Annotated in this window: 14 protein-coding genes, 2 tRNA genes and 1 pseudogene; 1 reads left to right on the top strand and 16 read right to left on the bottom strand. The window is 51.2% G+C overall.

Features of this window, described 5'->3' with window-relative positions; all coding sequences use genetic code 11:
* Positions 1 to 15 precede the first annotated feature (15 nt).
* On the top strand, positions 16 to 1,041 hold the full coding sequence (locus UC14_RS08425; protein WP_013573827.1) for a luciferase-like monooxygenase: 1,026 nt from the start codon (positions 16 to 18) through the stop codon (positions 1,039 to 1,041).
* 86 nt (positions 1,042 to 1,127) lie between these two features.
* Here UC14_RS08425 and UC14_RS08420 read toward each other — a convergent pair whose 3' ends face one another.
* The 16 genes and pseudogenes from UC14_RS08420 to ftsH form a co-directional block, all read right to left on the bottom strand.
* Positions 1,128 to 3,050, bottom strand: a complete 1,923-nt coding sequence (locus tag UC14_RS08420; protein ID WP_013573826.1) for a DEAD/DEAH family ATP-dependent RNA helicase — start codon at positions 3,048 to 3,050, stop codon at positions 1,128 to 1,130.
* Positions 3,040 to 3,114, bottom strand: a complete 75-nt coding sequence (gene yrbN, locus UC14_RS27350; RefSeq protein WP_223499600.1) for a protein YrbN — start codon at positions 3,112 to 3,114, stop codon at positions 3,040 to 3,042. The genes UC14_RS08420 and yrbN overlap by 11 nt, the downstream gene beginning before the upstream one ends.
* Positions 3,115 to 3,234: 120 nt before the next feature.
* Complete coding sequence (nlpI, locus tag UC14_RS08410) at positions 3,235 to 4,119, bottom strand: lipoprotein NlpI (protein WP_014333708.1); 885 nt, start codon at positions 4,117 to 4,119, stop codon at positions 3,235 to 3,237.
* 129 nt (positions 4,120 to 4,248) lie between these two features.
* Positions 4,249 to 6,372 carry a polyribonucleotide nucleotidyltransferase gene (gene pnp / locus UC14_RS08405; RefSeq protein ID WP_013573824.1) on the bottom strand — a complete coding sequence of 708 codons (2,124 nt, stop codon included), beginning with the start codon at positions 6,370 to 6,372 and terminating at the stop codon, positions 4,249 to 4,251.
* 273 nt (positions 6,373 to 6,645) lie between these two features.
* Entirely contained in the window at positions 6,646 to 6,915 is a 270-nt protein-coding gene (gene rpsO / locus UC14_RS08400; RefSeq protein ID WP_013573823.1) for a 30S ribosomal protein S15, read from the bottom strand.
* 122 nt (positions 6,916 to 7,037) lie between these two features.
* Positions 7,038 to 7,981, bottom strand: a pseudogene (truB, locus tag UC14_RS08395) (tRNA pseudouridine(55) synthase TruB).
* A complete protein-coding gene (rbfA, locus tag UC14_RS08390; RefSeq protein WP_014333704.1) occupies positions 7,981 to 8,394 on the bottom strand; it encodes a 30S ribosome-binding factor RbfA in 414 nt (137 codons plus the stop codon). The pseudogene truB and the gene rbfA overlap by 1 nt, the downstream one beginning before the upstream one ends.
* Before the next feature lie 79 nt (positions 8,395 to 8,473).
* The gene (gene infB, locus UC14_RS08385; RefSeq protein WP_013573820.1) at positions 8,474 to 11,167 is read right to left on the bottom strand and encodes a translation initiation factor IF-2; all 2,694 of its coding nucleotides are present in this window, start codon (positions 11,165 to 11,167) and stop codon (positions 8,474 to 8,476) included.
* Between the two features lie 24 nt (positions 11,168 to 11,191).
* Complete coding sequence (gene nusA, locus UC14_RS08380; protein ID WP_013573819.1) at positions 11,192 to 12,700, bottom strand: transcription termination factor NusA; 1,509 nt, start codon at positions 12,698 to 12,700, stop codon at positions 11,192 to 11,194.
* A 23-nt stretch (positions 12,701 to 12,723) separates the two neighbouring features.
* Positions 12,724 to 13,176 carry a ribosome maturation factor RimP gene (gene rimP, locus UC14_RS08375; protein ID WP_014411570.1) on the bottom strand — a complete coding sequence of 151 codons (453 nt, stop codon included), beginning with the start codon at positions 13,174 to 13,176 and terminating at the stop codon, positions 12,724 to 12,726.
* Positions 13,177 to 13,392: 216 nt separating this feature from the next.
* Positions 13,393 to 13,469 (bottom strand) — tRNA-Met (locus tag UC14_RS08370).
* Positions 13,470 to 13,528: 59 nt separating this feature from the next.
* Positions 13,529 to 13,615 (bottom strand) — tRNA-Leu (locus UC14_RS08365).
* An 84-nt stretch (positions 13,616 to 13,699) separates the two neighbouring features.
* Positions 13,700 to 14,035, bottom strand: coding sequence for a preprotein translocase subunit SecG (secG, locus tag UC14_RS08360; RefSeq protein ID WP_013573818.1), 336 nt, complete (start codon positions 14,033 to 14,035; stop codon positions 13,700 to 13,702).
* A gap of 235 nt (positions 14,036 to 14,270) precedes the next feature.
* Positions 14,271 to 15,611, bottom strand: coding sequence for a phosphoglucosamine mutase (glmM, locus tag UC14_RS08355; RefSeq protein ID WP_013573817.1), 1,341 nt, complete (start codon positions 15,609 to 15,611; stop codon positions 14,271 to 14,273).
* Between the two features lie 2 nt (positions 15,612 to 15,613).
* Positions 15,614 to 16,453 (bottom strand): dihydropteroate synthase, encoded by an 840-nt coding sequence (folP, locus tag UC14_RS08350; protein ID WP_112197545.1) that lies wholly within the window; start codon positions 16,451 to 16,453, stop codon positions 15,614 to 15,616.
* A 124-nt stretch (positions 16,454 to 16,577) separates the two neighbouring features.
* A complete protein-coding gene (gene ftsH / locus UC14_RS08345) occupies positions 16,578 to 18,521 on the bottom strand; it encodes an ATP-dependent zinc metalloprotease FtsH (protein WP_014411568.1) in 1,944 nt (647 codons plus the stop codon).
* Positions 18,522 to 18,538: the final 17 nt, after the last annotated feature.

Here is an 18,538-nt window from a genome sequence, read left to right as displayed (position 1 = left end):
GAGTGAGCTGCGATTATGTCTGATAAAAACACCGTTCCCCTTTCCGTTCTCGATCTGGCACCGGTTCCGCAAGGCGCGGATCCTGCCCGCGCATTCCAGTGTTCACTGGATCTGGCACAGCATGCCGAGAAATGGGGCTACCAGCGTTACTGGATGGCAGAGCACCACAATATGACCGGCATCGCCAGTGCGGCAACCTCTGTGCTGCTGGGGTATATCGCGGGTGGGACGAAAACGATTCGTGTGGGTTCCGGCGGCGTGATGCTACCAAACCACTCACCGCTGGTGATTGCAGAACAGTTCGGTACGCTCGCCACGCTCTATCCGAACCGTGTGGATCTGGGGCTGGGCCGTGCGCCGGGTACCGATCAGCGCACCATGATTGCCCTGCGCCGCCATCTTTCCGGTGAAATCGATAACTTCCCGCAGGATGTGCAGGAATTGCAGATGTACTTCGGTGATGTTCAGCCTCAGCAACCGGTTCAGGCCGTGCCCGGCCAGGGTTTGCATGTGCCAATCTGGTTACTCGGCTCCAGCCTGTACAGCGCTCAACTGGCGGCGGCCCTCGGCCTGCCATTTGCCTTCGCCTCACATTTCGCACCAGACATGCTGTATCAGGCGTTAGCGATTTACCGCAGCAAGTTCCAGCCTTCCGCGCAGCTTGAGAAACCGCACGCAATGGTCTGTATCAATGCCATTGCTGCCGATACGGATGAAGAAGCGCGCCGGATGTTCACCTCTAATCAGCAGCAGTTCATCAATTTGCGTCGCGGCATGCCGGGCAAACTGCCTGCGCCGGTCGATAACATCGAAAGCTTATGGTCCGCTCAGGAACGTTTTGGCGTGGATAATGCGCTACGTATGTCGGTGGTCGGCAATAAAGAAACGGTGCGTCAGGGTCTGCAAAATATTCTGCGTGAAACCGAAGCCGATGAACTGATGATCAACGGCCAGATTTTTGATCATCAGGCACGCCTGCATTCATTCGAGATTGTTTCACAGCTTCAAGGTGAACTGGTTAAAGCGCAGCGTATTGGCTAACCGGCCCCGTAAATTGCAGACGAAAAAAAACCAGCCTGATGAAGGCTGGTTTTTTATTATCTGAGGATCAGCGAACTGAAATCAGATTATGCGTCAGAAGTACGACGTGGTGCGCGGCTTGGCGGACGACGGTCACCTGCGGCTGAAGCGCCTTCACGGCGGTCACCACTGAAAGTACGTGGAGCACCAGTACCACGGGCACCTTCACGACGTTCACCGTTGAACGGACGCGGAGCACCGTTACCACGACGCTCACCGCCAGCACCGGCCGGACGATCACGACGTGGAGCCTGTGGCACCGCATCACCGATCAACTGCATGTTCATCGGTTTATTCAGGATACGTGTACGGGTGAAGTGAGACAGGATCTCGCCCGGCATACCTTTCGGCAATTCGATAGTAGAGTGCGTACCGAACAGCTTGATGTTACCGATGTAACGGCTGCTGATGTCGCCTTCGTTAGCGATAGCGCCAACGATGTGACGAACTTCAACGCCATCGTCACGACCCACTTCGATGCGATACAGTTCCATTTCGCCAGCGTCACGACGCTCACGACGTGGGCTGTCGCCATCACGTGCAGGACGATCATTGCTACGTACCGGACGGTCACGACGATCGCCACGATCACCGCGGTCACCACGTTCTTCGAATTCACGACGTGGTGGACGGCTTTTGAAGACCGGATCCGCTGCAACGATCAAAGGACGTTCGCCCTGTGCCATTTTCAACAGTGCCGCCGCCAGTGTTTCAACGTCCAGCTCTTCTGCAGGTTGCAGTTTCGCCAGCAGCGCACGGTATTGATCCAGATCGCTGCTTTCCAGTTGTTGCTGAACTTTCGCTGCAAACTTAGCCAGACGACGTTCGCCCAGAACTTCTGCAGTTGGGATTTCAACTTCTGGAATGGTCAGCTTCATGGTGCGTTCAATGTTACGCAGCAAACGACGTTCACGGTTCTCAACGAACAGCAGTGCGCGACCCGCACGGCCAGCACGACCGGTACGACCGATACGGTGAACGTAAGATTCTGAGTCCATCGGGATGTCGTAGTTAACAACCAGGCTGATACGTTCTACATCGAGACCACGTGCTGCCACGTCGGTTGCGATCAAAATGTCCAGACGGCCATCTTTCAGACGTTCCAGAGTCTGCTCGCGCAGTGCCTGATTCATGTCACCGTTCAGTGCAGCACTGCTGTAGCCACTGCGTTCCAGCGCTTCAGCCACTTCCAGCGTTGCGTTTTTGGTACGAACGAAGATGATCGCCGCATCAAAATCTTCTGCTTCCAGGAAACGCACCAGCGCTTCGTTTTTGCGCAGACCGTAGACAGACCAGTAGCTCTGGCTGATGTCAGGACGCGTGGTTACGCTTGACTGGATACGCACTTCCTGAGGATCTTTCATGAAGCGACGGGTAATGCGACGGATAGCTTCTGGCATAGTTGCAGAGAACAACGCGGTCTGATGTTCAGCCGGGATCTGCGCCATGATAGTTTCGACGTCTTCGATGAAGCCCATACGCAGCATTTCATCAGCTTCGTCCAGCACCAGGCCACTCAGGTTAGAGAGGTTCAGGGTGCCGCGTTTCAGGTGGTCCAGCAGGCGGCCCGGTGTACCCACAACAACTTGTGGTCCCTGACGCAGTGCGCGCAACTGGACGTCATAGCGCTGGCCGCCATAAAGGGCAACCACATTCACGCCATGCATGTGTTTAGAGAAATCAGTCATTGCTTCAGCAACCTGAACCGCCAGTTCGCGGGTAGGTGCCAGAACAAGAATTTGTGGTGCTTTCAGTGAAGCATCAATATTGTGCAGCAGCGGTAAAGAGAATGCGGCTGTTTTACCGGAACCTGTCTGAGCCATACCCAGAACGTCGCGGCCACTTAACAGGTGAGGAATACACTCAGCCTGGATTGGTGAAGGTTTTTCGTAGCCCAAATCAGTAAGGGCAGAAATGATCGGAGCAGACAGCCCCAGGTCAGCAAAAGAGGTTTCAAGCTCAGTAGTCATGTACACGTGCCTCATTAATAATGGCAGCCAGTCTACATAACTCGTCGAGAAAATTTTCAGTCATTTTCATTGAAAAGTGTGAACCGGCTCAAATTAGATTATAAAACGAACAAAGCAACCCTCGCCCGTTAAGGCGCTTAAAAATGGTAAATACCATGATTAAAAGGCTGATTGGTGTCGTCAGCTATTGCTGGTCCGATTCTGATAGGTCGTCTTGCTCATGGCCCAAAAGCGCCAATTCCAACAATGCATAGCGGTGCTCAACAAAGTTATGGACATTGTTAGCTACCGTCAGTTTGAACAGTGCCGCGGCGCTGTTCTTGTCCCCCAGACTTAGGTAATGTTTACCTAAATAGAAGTCAGTTTCACTGAGATGCTCAGCGAGCGAAGTGTTATCCGTTGCTTCTGCCTTGAGGCGTTCCATCAGCGTAGATTCGCTGATTTTGCCCAGGTAGAATTCGACGATATTCCATCCCCATTGCCCTCTGTCCGCTTTGTCATAACGCTGTTGAAGCGCTACGTCGGCATTCTTTGGATTGATTTCTCGCTCCGCAAGATAAAGCCATAACGAACGGAAGGGATCATTTGGATCGTCTCGATAAAACGCCTGCAGATCATCCTGCGCTAACGAGAATCGGCCACCGTAATACAGGGCGATACCTCGGTTCAAACGCGCGTAGTTGTAAGTTGGATCAAGCTCTAGTACAGAATCAAACGCTTCATAGGCAGCATCGAAATTGCCTGCCTGCGTTAGGTAAATCCCCAGGTAGTTAAAAACTTCTGGCATATCAGGACGAATAGACAGCGCTTGTGAAAAATCATTTCGCGCCAGTGCTCTTAGCCCGAGACTATCATACAGCACACCGCGCTCATATAATAGCTGTGCTCTCTCATCATCGGTTAATGACCGACTGGCAAGTATTTGTTCCATGCGTGCCAGGATGACTTCCTGCTGCAACGTTGGCTGCAACGGAATCGCCAGAACTTCATTTTTACGCCAATCATGGTTGCTGCATCCTGCCAACATAAGTGCTGTCGCAACATAACACCAGCGCAAGAAAGGCTTCATTTCTACTCCCGGAGACAAACATTGGATGAACATCCTGTCATCCGCTTGCTTAACACAAACGCGTCCTGCGTCCGTGAGACGAACAGCTCCTTCCCAAATGGAAAGGAGCTGTAAAACTTCTGTTACAGATTATTCTGCTGCAGGTTGCTCAGTTGTTTCGTCCTGAGAAGGTGCGGTAGCTTCTTTGATGCTCAGACGCACACGACCCTGACGGTCAACTTCGAGAACTTTAACCGGAACTTCCTGGCCCATCTGCAGGTAATCAGTCACTTTCTCTACACGCTTGTCAGCGATTTGAGAAATATGCACCAGACCTTCTTTACCGCCGCCGATGGCAACAAATGCGCCAAAGTCTACGATACGGGTCACTTTACCCTGATAGATACGGCCAACTTCGATTTCAGCAGTGATCTCTTCGATACGACGAATAGCGTATTTCGCTTTCTCGCCGTCGGTGGCTGCGATTTTCACAGTACCGTCATCTTCGATTTCGATCGTGGTGCCGGTTTCTTCGGTCAGCGCACGAATCACAGAACCACCTTTACCGATCACGTCCTTGATTTTGTCCGGGCTGATCTTGATGGTGTGGATACGCGGAGCAAACTGAGAGATATCGCCACGTGGAATGCTGATAGCTTGTTCCATCACGCCCAGAATGTGCAGACGTGCACCCTTAGCCTGATTCAGAGCCACCTGCATGATTTCGCGGGTGATACCTTCGATTTTAATGTCCATTTGCAGCGCGGTGATACCGTCGCGGCTACCGGCCACTTTAAAGTCCATGTCGCCCAGATGATCTTCGTCACCCAGAATGTCGGACAGAACGATAAAGCTTTCGCCTTCTTTAACCAGACCCATTGCGATACCCGCAACAGCGGCTTTAATCGGAACACCTGCGTCCATCAGGGCCAGAGATGCGCCACAAACAGAAGCCATTGAAGATGAACCGTTGGATTCAGTGATTTCAGAAACCACACGTACGGTGTACGGGAAGTCTTCTGGTTTTGGCATCATCGCCAGCACGCCACGCTTAGCAAGACGGCCATGGCCAATCTCACGACGTTTTGGCGAACCCACCATCCCAGTTTCACCTACTGAGTACGGAGGGAAGTTGTAATGGAACAGGAAGCTGTCAGTTTTTTCGCCCATCAGCTCATCCAGGTTCTGTGCATCACGCGCAGTACCCAGAGTGGCAGTGACCAGCGCCTGAGTTTCGCCACGGGTGAACAAAGCAGAACCGTGAGTACGTGGCAGAACGCCAGTGCGCACGTCCAGACCACGGATCATGTCTTTTTCGCGACCATCAATACGCGGCTCGCCACGCAGCACACGGCTACGAACCACATTCTTCTCGATGCTGCCCAGAATGTCAGAGATTTCACCAGCGTCCAGGGATTCGTCTTCAGCCTGCAGAGCCTGAACAACGTCAGCTTTGATCACATTAATCTGGTTGTAACGTTCTTGTTTCTCGGTGATCAGGTACGCATCACCCAGACGGGATTCAGACAAGGCAGCGACGCGAGCGTGCAGCTCTGCGTTAACCGCTTCTGGCTGCCAGTCCCATTTCGGCTTACCAACTTCAGCAACCAGTGAGTTGATGTTGTCGATAACGATTTGTTGTTGTTCGTGGCCGAATACCACTGCGCCCAGCATCTGATCTTCGCTCAGCACTTCAGCTTCAGACTCAACCATCAGAACCGCGCCCTGAGTACCGGCAACAACCAGGTCCAGACGGCTTGTTTTCAGCTCATCTGCGGTTGGGTTCAGAACATACTGATCGTTGATGTAACCAACGCGTGCAGCACCGATCGGGCCATTGAATGGAATACCAGACAGGCTCAGGGCAGCAGACGCACCGATCATCGCAACGATGTCAGGGTTAACTTGTGGGTTCAGAGAAACTACCGTCGCGATAACCTGAACTTCATTCAGGAAAGAGTCCGGGAATAGCGGGCGAATCGGGCGGTCAATCAGACGTGAAGTCAGTGTTTCGCCTTCACTTGGACGGCCTTCGCGACGGAAGAAGCTACCCGGGATACGACCAGCAGCGTAAGTACGCTCCTGATAGTTAACAGTCAGCGGGAAGAAGCTCTGACCTGGTTTAGCTTTTTTCTGGCCAACAACGGTAACGAATACCGCGGTGTCGTCCATGCTAACCATAACAGCGGCAGTTGCCTGACGAGCCATCATGCCAGTTTCCAGCGTAACGGTGTGCTGGCCGTATTGGAATTTACGAATAGTCGGATTAAGCAATGTAATGTCCTTTTGTATGACGCGCAGCTGTTATGACAGCAGTTCACGCCGATAAATATCCGAGCTTCTCACTACATTCTCGCGACTAATGACAATCCTTATATACCTGGCAATGTGGTAATAAAGTCTCTCATTAGCCGCGCGAAAACATCTGTAACGGAAGTTCATGTTCTTAGAATAACAGTAGAAACCGCAGCCATACAGTACCCTGATTTGGCTGAGCTTCCTAGAATAAAGGGGCCTATTGGCCCCTTTACACTGAAACTCGCTTGATTAGCGACGCAGACCCAGACGTTCGATCAGGCCGGTGTAACGCGCTACATCTTTACGCTTCAGGTAGTCCAGCAGTTTACGACGCTGAGAAACCATACGCAGCAGACCACGACGGCTGTGGTGATCTTTTTTGTGTTCTGCAAAGTGACCTTGCAGATGGTTAATTTGAGCAGTCAGCAGAGCAACCTGAACTTCGGTAGAACCACTGTCGTTAGTGCCGCGACCGAAGTCGGAAACGATCTGAGCCTTAGCTTCAACGCTTAGAGACATAATCTTACTCCAAAATATTATAGATAATTAAACGGGTGCCGATCTCTAATTCAGCAACCCAATGCATAAGCTGCGCTATTCTACCCTTTGCTATATATGATCGCAAGGTGGGCAGAAAGCGCTTAGTCGGTGTATTCAACGACCAGACGACGTGGCGCAATGCGGCCATCATCATCAATTTCTCCTACACCGATAAACTTACGTTCTTCGCCTTCAGTGATGCGAACCATACCGCTGACGGGCGCACCAGATGCCTGAACAGGTTGACCCTGTTTGACATATCCGGCCACCACAGGCAACAGATTCACTTCCGGGAAATCTTCACATGCGCTATCCATCGGCAACAACAAAGGATCCAGCAGCAAGCGCGGCTCAATGCCCTGCTCTTCTGCCTGAGCGATCAGCTCATGGAGTTTTTCCATAGTGACCATTCGCTCTGAAGGATAAGTTGCCACCTGCAAACGACGCAGATAAGTCACGTGCGCACCACAGCCCAGTTTCTCACCAAGATCATCGACAATCGTGCGGATGTAAGTGCCTTTTGAGCAATGAATCTCCAGCTCAACATCAAAGCCTTCCCAGCGTATAAACTGCAATTCATACACGGTAATGCTGCGTGATTCTCGCGGGACTTCGATGCCCTGACGTGCATATTCGTACAGTTTTTTCCCTTCATATTTCAATGCTGAATACATGGAAGGAATTTGCTGAGTTTCTCCGCGGAAACTGTCGAGTGCGTCGTCCAGTTGCTGCTGAGTGAAAGTCATTTCACGTTCGGAATGATGGCACCTTCGGCGTCTGACGTATCCGTACGTTGTCCCATGCGGGCAATCACGCGATAGCGTTTGTCAGAATCAAGCAGGAACCGGGAAAACTTGGTCGCTTCACCCAGGCACAGCGGCAGCATACCGGTGGCTAAAGGATCGAGCGCACCGGTATGGCCTGCGCGGTTAGCGTTATAAAGGCGTTTAACCTTTTGCAGTGCATCGTTAGAAGACAAGCCTAAAGATTTGTCCAGTAGCAGAACGCCGTGTATGTCACGGCCGCGGCGACGTGGGCGACTCATTATGCTTCCTCGTCATCGCCTGCAGCTGAACGGCGTTCAGCATCGTTCTTCACGACATTGGTCACCAGATTGGACATACGCATACCTTCAACCAAAGAGTTGTCGTAAGCGAAAGTCAGTTCTGGTACGACACGTAAACGCATCGCTTTACCGATCAGGGTACGGATGAAACCTGACGCGTCCTGCAAAGCTTTGATGCCATTTTTGACACGATCAGGATCGTGATTGTCAGTCGTCAGCACGTCCAGGAAGGTGACGAACACTTTGGCATACGCCAGGTCGCGTGATACTTCTACGCCTGAAACTGTCGCCATGCCTACGCGCGGGTCTTTGACTTCACGCTGTAAGATGATGGCGATTTCTTTTTGCATCTCCTGGGAGACACGTTGAGTACGGCTAAATTCTTTTGCCATGATGCTTTTCTCCTCACTTGCTCCAGATAAATAAGGGGGCGCAAGGCCCCCCATCTGGATATCAGCTACTTCGCAAACGTTAAGCGATAGTACGTTTGATCTCGATGATTTCGAAGACTTCGATCACATCACCAGTACGCACATCGTTGTAGTTCTTAACGCCAATACCACATTCCATGCCGTTACGCACTTCAGCAACGTCATCTTTGAAGCGACGCAGGGATTCCAGTTCGCCTTCGTAGATCACCACGTTTTCACGCAGTACACGGATTGGGTTGTTACGCTTGATCATACCTTCAGTCACCATACAACCTGCGATAGCACCGAATTTAGGTGACTTGAACACGTCACGAACTTCAGCCAGGCCGATGATTTGCTGTTTGTATTCTGGCGCCAACATACCGCTCATCGCCTGTTTGACTTCGTCAATCAGGTTATAGATGACAGAGTAGTAACGCAGATCCAGGCTTTCGCTTTCTACGACGCGGCGGGCGGAAGCATCTGCACGGACGTTGAAGCCCAGAATGATCGCGTTAGAAGCAGCGGCCAGTGTCGCATCAGTTTCAGTGATACCACCGACACCCATACCGACGATCTTAACTTTAACTTCGTCAGTAGAAAGGCTTTGCAATGCATCGGAAATCGCTTCACAAGAACCCTGAACGTCTGACTTCAGAACGATGTTCAGTTCAGAAACTTCACCTTCAGTCATGTTCGCAAACATGTTTTCCAGTTTAGATTTCTGCTGGCGAGCCAGTTTAACTTCGCGGAATTTACCCTGACGATACAGAGCAACTTCACGGGCTTTTTTCTCATCACGTACAACGGTAACTTCATCCCCCGCAGCCGGTACACTGGACAGACCCAGTACTTCGACAGGGATAGAAGGACCCGCAGACGTAATATCACGCCCCATTTCGTCACGCATCGCACGGACACGGCCGTATTCAAAGCCACACAGAATGATGTCGCCTTTGTTCAGCGTACCTTCCTGAACCAGTACGGTAGCAACCGGGCCACGACCTTTGTCCAGGAAGGACTCGATCACAACGCCGCTTGCCATACCGGTGCGAACTGCTTTCAGTTCCAGAACTTCGGCTTGCAGCAAGATAGCTTGCAGCAAATCGTCAATACCGGTACCGACTTTTGCAGAAACGTGGATGAACTGAGATTCGCCGCCCCACTCTTCCGGCATAACGCCGTATTGAGACAGTTCGGTACGAACACGGTCCGGATCAGCATCTGGCTTATCAATTTTGTTCACTGCAACCACGATTGGCACGCCAGCAGCTTTCGCATGCTGTACGGCCTCGATGGTTTGTGGCATCACGCCATCATCTGCAGAAACAACCAGTACAACGATATCCGTTGCCTGAGCACCACGAGCACGCATTGAGGTAAACGCGGCGTGTCCCGGAGTATCCAGGAAGGTGATCATGCCGTTTTCGGTTTCTACGTGGTAAGCACCGATATGCTGGGTAATACCACCGGCCTCGCCTGCTGCCACTTTCGTTGAACGAATGTAGTCAAGCAATGAGGTTTTACCGTGGTCAACGTGGCCCATGATGGTCACAACCGGAGCGCGTGGCTCAGCGGCTGCAGAAGCGCCCGTGTCACGATCGCTCATCAGCGCTTCTTCCAGCTCGTTCTCACGACGCAGGATAACTTTATGACCCATTTCTTCTGCAACCAGTTGAGCAGTTTCCTGATCAATGACCTGGTTGATGGTGGCCATGGCGCCCAGTTTCATCATGGTTTTGATGACCTGAGAACCTTTAACTGCCATTTTGTTTGCCAGCTCAGCAACAGTAATGGTTTCACCCACAACAACATCACGGTTCACGGCAACAACAGGCTTGTTAAAGCTCTGCTGTAAGGTACTTGGCTTACGCTTACCTTTACCGTTACGGCCAACAGCACGGGCTTCTTCGCGATCCGCTTTAGATTCGGACAGCTTGTTGCCTTTTTTCTGTTTGGTCGCTTTGCCACCGCGAGTACGGCTACGACGTTCGCCTTCAACTTTGGCGTCATTTTCGTCTTCAGCAGCACGAGCATGGGTAGAAGTGGTGACATGATAGTCAGCAGATTCTGATTCGCTTGGTGCAGTAGCTTCAGTCCAGACACCAGAGTCAGCCATTTTACGGGCCTCTTCTGCGATGCGCTTGGCGTTTTCTTCAATCTTACGCTGGGCTTCTTCTTCCGTTTTGCGTTTCAGCTCTGCGGCTTCAGCTTCACGGCGTGCTTTCTCTGCCTGAGCTGGTTTAGTTACTTCATCGGTATTTTGGTTGGTCACTTTATCTTTTTCCGCTGCATCACGCTTAGCTTTATCAGCGGCCTCACGTTTAGCTTGCTCTTCGGCGGCGCGTTTGGCTTTTTCCTGAGCTTCGCGCTGGGCTTGCTCCGCTGCTGCACGCTGTGCCTGTTCTTCCGCGTCACGCTTCGCCTGCTCTTCCGCTTCGGCCTGGGCAAGTTCTGCCTCGGTCATATCACGTTTAACATAAGTGCGTTTCTTGCGGACCTCGATTTGCACCGATTTACTCTTCCCGCCGGTGCTCGGAATATTCAGTGTACTACGCGTTTTGCGTTGTAACGTCAGTTTGTTTGACGCACCTGAATTTCCACCATTCAGATGCGACAATAAAGTTTCTTTTTCTTGCTGGGTCACAGAGTCAGCTTCGGACTTCGAGATCCCTGCATCAGCAAATTGCTGTACCAGGCGATCTACCGGAGTCTGAATCTCTGCCGCCAGCGATTTTACAGTTACATCTGTCATGCTGTTCCTTCCTGCTACAGTTTATTACGCGTTGTCGCCAAACCAGCAGATATTGCGCGCGGCCATGATAAGTTCACCAGCCTGCTCGTCAGTAAGACCTTCAATATCAGCCAGATCGTCGACACCCTGCTCGGCAAGATCTTCCAGCGTACAAACCCCTTGTGCAGCCAGTTTAAATGCCATGCTACGTTCCAGACCCGCCAGATTAAGCAGATCGTCAGCAGGCTTTTTGTCACCGAGACTTTCTTCCTGAGCTAAAGCCAGTGTGGTCAGCGCTTCTTTCGCACGTTCGCGCAGCGCATCCACGGTGTCTTCATCCAGGCCGTCGATTTCAAGTAGTTCGTTAACTGGCACGTAAGCCAGTTCTTCAAGCGTAGAGAAACCTTCTTCAACCAGAACCGTGGCAAAATCTTCATCGATGGCCAGATATTTGGTAAAGGTATCAATCGCAGCGTGTGCCTCAGCCTGATGTTTGGCTTGCAGGTCGTCTGCTGTCATCACGTTCAGTTCCCACTTGTCATCACCACGATGCTGTTTCAACAATTGGGAGGCCAAACGCACGTTCTGGCCATTGCGGCCAATCGCCTGTGCCAGATTGCTGGCTTCAACGGCGATATCCATGGTGCATTTATCTTCATCAACTACGATGGAAGCGACGTCTGCCGGTGCCATTGCGTTGATAACAAATTGCGCAGGATTGTCATCCCAAAGGATGATATCAATGCGTTCACCGCCCAGTTCACTGGAAACGGCCTGAACGCGTGCACCACGCATGCCGACACAAGCACCGACCGGGTCGATACGTTTGTCGTTAGTTTTTACAGCGATTTTTGCACGGGAACCCGGATCACGAGCTGCCGCTTTAATTTCGATCAGTTCTTCGCCAATTTCCGGCACTTCGATGCGGAACAGTTCAATTAGCATCTCGTTTCGTGAACGGCTGACGAACAGCTGAGCACCACGTGCTTCAGGGCGAACATCATACAGCACCCCACGAATACGGTCGCCGGAGCGGAAGTTTTCACGAGGAAGCATGTCTTCTCGCAGGATAACAGCTTCAGCGTTGCTGCCTAAATCCAGCGCAATACTGTCACGGTTAACTTTCTTAACGACGCCAGTAACAATTTCACCTTGCTGCTCACGGAACTGATCAACCACCATCGCGCGTTCTGCTTCACGTACCTTCTGTACGATAACTTGTTTAGCAGTCTGCGTAGTGATGCGGTCGAAAGTGACCGACTCAATTTGATCTTCAATATATCCGCCGAGGTCGATTGACGGATCTTCGTATTGTGCAGCTTCGAGGGTGATTTCACGGGTCGGCTGAGTCACTTCGTTGACTGCTACCCAGCGACGGAAAGTATCGAAGTCGCCTGTTTTGCGGTCAATGCTGACGCGGACTTCGATTTCCTGCTCGTATTTTTTCTTGGTCGCCGTTGATAATGCAATTTCCAGCGCTTCAAAAATCTTCTCGCGCGGGAGGGATTTTTCATTAGAAACTGCTTCTACAACAGCCAGAATCTCTTTGTTCATCCTAGTTGCCTCTTCCAAACTCTTTAAAAGTGGGGTACCAGGTTCGCTTTCTGGATGTTGCTCAGTGCGAACACTTCATCTTTCCCTTCCACTGTCACCGTGATCATCTCGCCTTCGACAGCTTTAATGATGCCTTGCCATTTGCGGCGGTTTTGCACTGCCATGCGCAAAACAACACTGACTTCATCGCCAAGAAAACGTTGATAATGTTCAGCGGTGAACATAGGACGATCAAGGCCTGGAGAGGAAACTTCCAGGTTGTAGGCGACAGTGACTGGATCTTCAACGTCCAGCACAGCGCTCACCTGGTGGCTGACATCAGCACAATCATCAACATTGATCCCGGCGTCACTATCAATATAGATGCGCAACGTCGATTGGCGAGCCCGAACGAACTCGATGCCCACCAGCTCAAAGCCAAGTGCCTCGACTGGTGCTGTAATCAGCTCTGTTAATTTTTGTTCTAATGTGGACAAGCCCACCCCCAAGACATAAAAAAAGGGCTAAATAGCCCAGTGATTCTGTTGCCAAATAACAAAAAACCCCGATAAATCGGGGCTTTATGCAACTGGACCCTATTCGCCGCATAGCGGCTTCGGTACAACTTTCGCGAAGTGTTGTTTTCAAATTGAAGCTGCAGAACATCACAGGAAGATACTGAAAGTCTATTTGAAATAAACACTTAGGGAAAGTGGTTGCGGGGGCCGGATTTGAACCGACGACCTTCGGGTTATGAGCCCGACGAGCTACCAGGCTGCTCCACCCCGCGTCCGAAAACGTGGCAAATACTACGCCGATAACCGCTAAAAAGCAAATTATCATAAAGATTGGTACCGAGGACGGGACTTGAACCCGTAAGCCCATTCGGGCACTACCACCTCAAGGTAGCGTGTCTACCAATTCCACCACCTCGGCACTCTTTTTTTTCACAATCGCTTATACTGTCCAAGCATAAGCCACTGTTTGAAAACTTAGCTTCTTTGATAAGAAGTTTACTGCTTAGTGAGGAACGTCACTGTTAGGCGCTGCTGGAGCTGCCGGTGCAGTCGTCTGCTCAGTTTTAGCTGGCTGACTCAGGTTTTCCCACTCACTGCCTTTTTGGCCTTTATTGGTGCTCATGTTCCCGAGAATCAAACTAATGATAAAGAACAATGCTGCCAAAACGCCGGTCATGCGGGTCATGAAGTTACCGGAACCACTCGAACCGAACAATGTGCCAGAAGCACCTGCCCCGAAAGAGGCTCCCATATCAGCGCCTTTACCTTGTTGCAGCATAACCAGAGCGATAAGCCCAATTGCTACGATAAGGAAAATCACCAGAAGAGCGTCGTACATAGTAGTACCTGTATCCTCGCGGGTTCACCGCATGCCAATTGCTTCTCACCATTTAGCAGGTCATCAAAGGACCCACTGAAGCGGGTGTGAATACTAACCAAAGCCGTATTACCGTGCAAGGGCAATTTTCATCAAACTGTTCGTTTGCGGAAAAAAACGGCAAATCGGGATAAAACATGCTGCCAGGAGGTCCGGCAGCGAGAAACTCACCGAAAATTTACCGTTTTTTATCGGCTTACGCTTTGACCGCTTTGACGGCATCCGCAATACGGTTGGCCAGTTTTTCCACCAGTTCGGCATCTTCCCCTTCGACCATTACGCGCAGCAGAGGTTCGGTACCTGATTTACGCAACAGCACCCGACCGCGGCCCGCTAACTGCTTTTCAACTTCAGCCGTGACCTGCTTAACCTCATCGGATTCCAGCGGATCATGTTCACCAGCAAAACGGACGTTGATCAGGACCTGCGGAAGCAATTTCATGCCGCTGCACAGGTCATGCAAGCTCATATGATTGCGCACCATCGCGGTAAGCACTTGCAAACCTGCCACAATGCCATCACCTGTAGTAGTTTTATCCAGCAAAATGATATGGCCTGAGTTCTCAGCCCCGATCCGCCAACCTTTTTCCTGCATTTTTTCCAGTACGTAGCGATCACCTACTTTCGCACGGGTAAAGGGAATGCCCAGTTGCTTTAAGGCAAGCTCGAGGCCCATATTGCTCATCAACGTGCCGACGGCACCGCCTTTCAACTGGCCCTGACGAAGCCCTTCACGCGCAATGATGTAGAGGATTTGGTCGCCATCAACTTTATTACCTTCATGATCAACCATGATCAGGCGGTCACCATCGCCGTCAAAAGCCAGCCCGACATCTGCTTTTTCAGCCAGAACACGCTGCTGCAACTGACGGACATCCGTTGCCCCGCATTCTTCGTTGATGTTCATCCCATCCGGCTCACAGCCGATAGCGATGACTTTTGCCCCCAATTCGCGCAAAACGCTAGGTGCAATGTGATAAGTAGCGCCGTTGGCACAGTCGACCACAATTTTCAGACTGTTCAGACTCAGTTCTGTCGGGAATGTGCCTTTACAGAATTCGATGTAACGACCGGCGGCATCCACGATGCGGCTGGCTTTACCCAGTTCGGCAGATTCAACACATGTCAGTGGTTTTTCAAGCTCAGCTTCAATCGCCTCTTCCACTTCGTCAGGTAATTTAGTCCCGTCGATTGTGAAAAACTTAATGCCGTTATCGTAGTAAGGATTATGCGAGGCTGAAATAACGATGCCCGCTTCTGCACGGAAAGTACGTGTCAGGTAAGCCACGGCAGGCGTTGGCATCGGGCCGGTGAAAGAAGCCGATAAACCTGCAGCAGCAAGCCCTGCCTCTAACGCTGATTCCAGCATATAACCCGAAATGCGGGTATCTTTACCGATGATCACTTTACGCGAACCGTGGCGTGCTAATACTTTGCCAGCCGCCCAGCCTAGTTTCAGAACAAAATCAGGGGTAATCGGGGTATCGCCCACTTTTCCGCGGATGCCATCTGTCCCAAAGTATTTACGGTTGCTCATAATTAGTTTTTATCCCTTGCAGAAAGTGTCGCTTCCACGATACGCATCGCTTCAACGGTTTCTTTTACATCATGTACACGCACGATCTTAGCACCTTGCATGGCAGCGATCACAGCACAAGCAACACTTCCGGTAACCCGTTTCTCAGGAGAAACATGCAGAAGTTGCCCCACCATGGATTTCCTCGACATCCCCACTAACAATGGCATGCCAAAGTGATGAAACTCAGCCAACCGTGCGAGCAACTGATAGTTATGCTCCAAATTTTTACCGAAACCGAAGCCCGGATCGAGCAACAATTTTTCTTTCGCAATGCCGGCGTTAACACAACGGGCAATTTGCTCAAAAAAATACTGATCCACCTGCGCAACGACATTGTCGTAATGCGGGGCATGCTGCATCGTTTTGGGGTCACCCTGCATGTGCATCAGACAAACAGGTAAACCCGTTTCGGCCGCAGCCTGTAGCGCACCGGGCTCCTGAAGTGAACGGATATCGTTGATCAGATGCATGCCCGCATTTGCCGCTTCACGGATCACGGCGGCTTTTGAGGTATCGACGGAGACCCAGACATCAAAACGCTGCGCAATGGCTTCGACTACCGGCACCACACGGGCCAGTTCCTCATCTTCGCTGACTTCTGCTGCACCAGGGCGGGTCGATTCACCACCGATGTCGAGAATTGTCGCGCCTGCATCAACCATTGCCTGAGCATGTCTGAGAGCAAGATCAAGCGTGTTATGTCGCCCGCCATCGGAAAATGAGTCGGGGGTAACGTTCAGGATCCCCATAACCTGGGGGTAAGTGAGATCCAATCTGGACTCTCTGGCAGTGAGGTGCATAAATCACGTCCCTTCTGATCAATCAATAAAGGCTTTTCAAATTCCGAGGCAAAGAATGCACGCATAAAAAACCCCGGGCAAGCCCGGGGTTGAGTGTCATCAGCATTATTTTCCAATCAGCCTCTTACTTGCCGCTGAATTGCTCAAACATCGTGTTGCCAGGATTCGGCGTACGAGGTTCGTCGACAGGCGTTGGCGCTTTTGGCGTACCGCCGTCATTGGAGCTGCTGTTACCGTTTTTGCCGTTAGCATCGTCCCAGCCAGCTGGCGGGCGAACTTCAGTACGGTTCATCAGGTCATCAATTTGCGGTGCATCGATGGTTTCATACTTCATCAGGGCATCTTTCATTGAATGAAGGATATCCATGTTTTCCATCAGCAAAGTACGCGCACGAACGTAGTTACGTTCAACCAGAGACTTAACTTCCTGATCGATGATACGGGCGGTTTCATCAGACATATGCTTAGCTTTCGCGACTGAACGACCGAGGAAGACTTCACCTTCTTCTTCCGCATACAGCAACGGACCTAATTTATCTGAGAAGCCCCACTGCGTAACCATGTTACGGGCAATCGACGTGGCTACTTTGATATCGTTAGACGCACCGGTAGACACTTTTTCCACACCGTAAATAATCTCTTCAGCAAGACGGCCACCATATAAGGTAGAAATCTGACTTTCGAGTTTCTGACGGCTGGCGCTGATCGCATCACCTTCGGGCAGGAAGAAAGTCACACCTAATGCACGGCCACGAGGGATAATGGTCACCTTGTGCACTGGGTCATGTTCAGGAACCAGACGGCCAATGATGGCGTGTCCCGCTTCGTGATATGCAGTGGACTCTTTCTGCGATTCGGTCATTACCATGGAACGGCGCTCAGCACCCATCATGATTTTGTCTTTGGCTTTTTCGAACTCGACCATCGACACCACACGTTTGTTACCACGAGCAGAGAACAGTGCAGCTTCGTTGACCAGGTTAGCCAGGTCAGCACCAGAGAATCCTGGTGTACCACGGGCAATCACAGAAGCATCAACATCTGTCGCCAGCGGAACACGACGCATGTGAACTTTCAGGATCTGTTCACGGCCACGGACATCTGGCAAGCCGACAACAACCTGACGGTCAAAACGGCCCGGACGCAGCAACGCAGGGTCCAGAACATCCGGACGGTTGGTCGCGGCAATAACGATAATACCTTCGTTACCTTCGAAACCATCCATCTCAACCAGCATCTGGTTCAGGGTTTGCTCACGTTCATCATGACCACCGCCTAAACCTGCACCACGCTGACGGCCAACGGCGTCAATTTCATCGATGAAGATGATACATGGAGCCGCTTTCTTCGCCTGTTCGAACATGTCACGGACACGTGATGCACCCACACCGACGAACATTTCAACGAAGTCAGAACCCGAAATCGTAAAGAACGGGACTTTGGCTTCACCGGCAATGGCTTTAGCCAGCAAGGTCTTACCCGTACCCGGAGGACCCACCATCAGAACGCCTTTAGGAATTTTACCGCCCAGTTTCTGGAAACGGCTTGGTTCACGCAGGTAATCAACCAGCTCGCTCACCTCTTCCTTCGCTTCGTCACAACCTGCAACGTCAGCAAACGTAGTTTTGATTTGGTCTTCCGTCAGCATGCGGGCTTTGCTTTTACCAAAGGACATTGCGCCTTTGCCACCGCCACCCTGCATCTGTCGCATAAAGAATATCCAGACGCCAATCAGAAGCAGCATCGGGAACCATGAAATGAAGATAGTCGCCAGGAAACTCTGCTGTTCAGGCGGTTCACCAACAACTTTCACGTTTTTGCTCAGCAGCGTATCCAGCAATTTAGGATCATTAACCGGAATATAGGTTGTGTATTTGCTGCTGTCTTTTTTGATAACGTCAATCGCACGTCCATTGATACGTACTTCACGGACCTGGTCTTGGGCCACTTCGGTTGTAAAGGTAGTGTAATCTACCTTGTTACCATTAGATTCGCTGGGACCAAAACTCTGAAATACAGACATCAATACAACCGCGATGACTAACCAGAGGATCAGGTTCTTCGCCATGTCACTCAAGGGATTAA

Source organism: Rahnella sp. NRRL B-41462, assembly GCF_003263525.1.
In the GTDB taxonomy this organism is placed as follows: Bacteria; Pseudomonadota; Gammaproteobacteria; order Enterobacterales; family Enterobacteriaceae; genus Rahnella; species Rahnella aceris.
The sequence above is the reverse complement of the archived record's forward strand: the minus strand, read 5'-3'. Positions and strand labels throughout refer to the sequence as shown.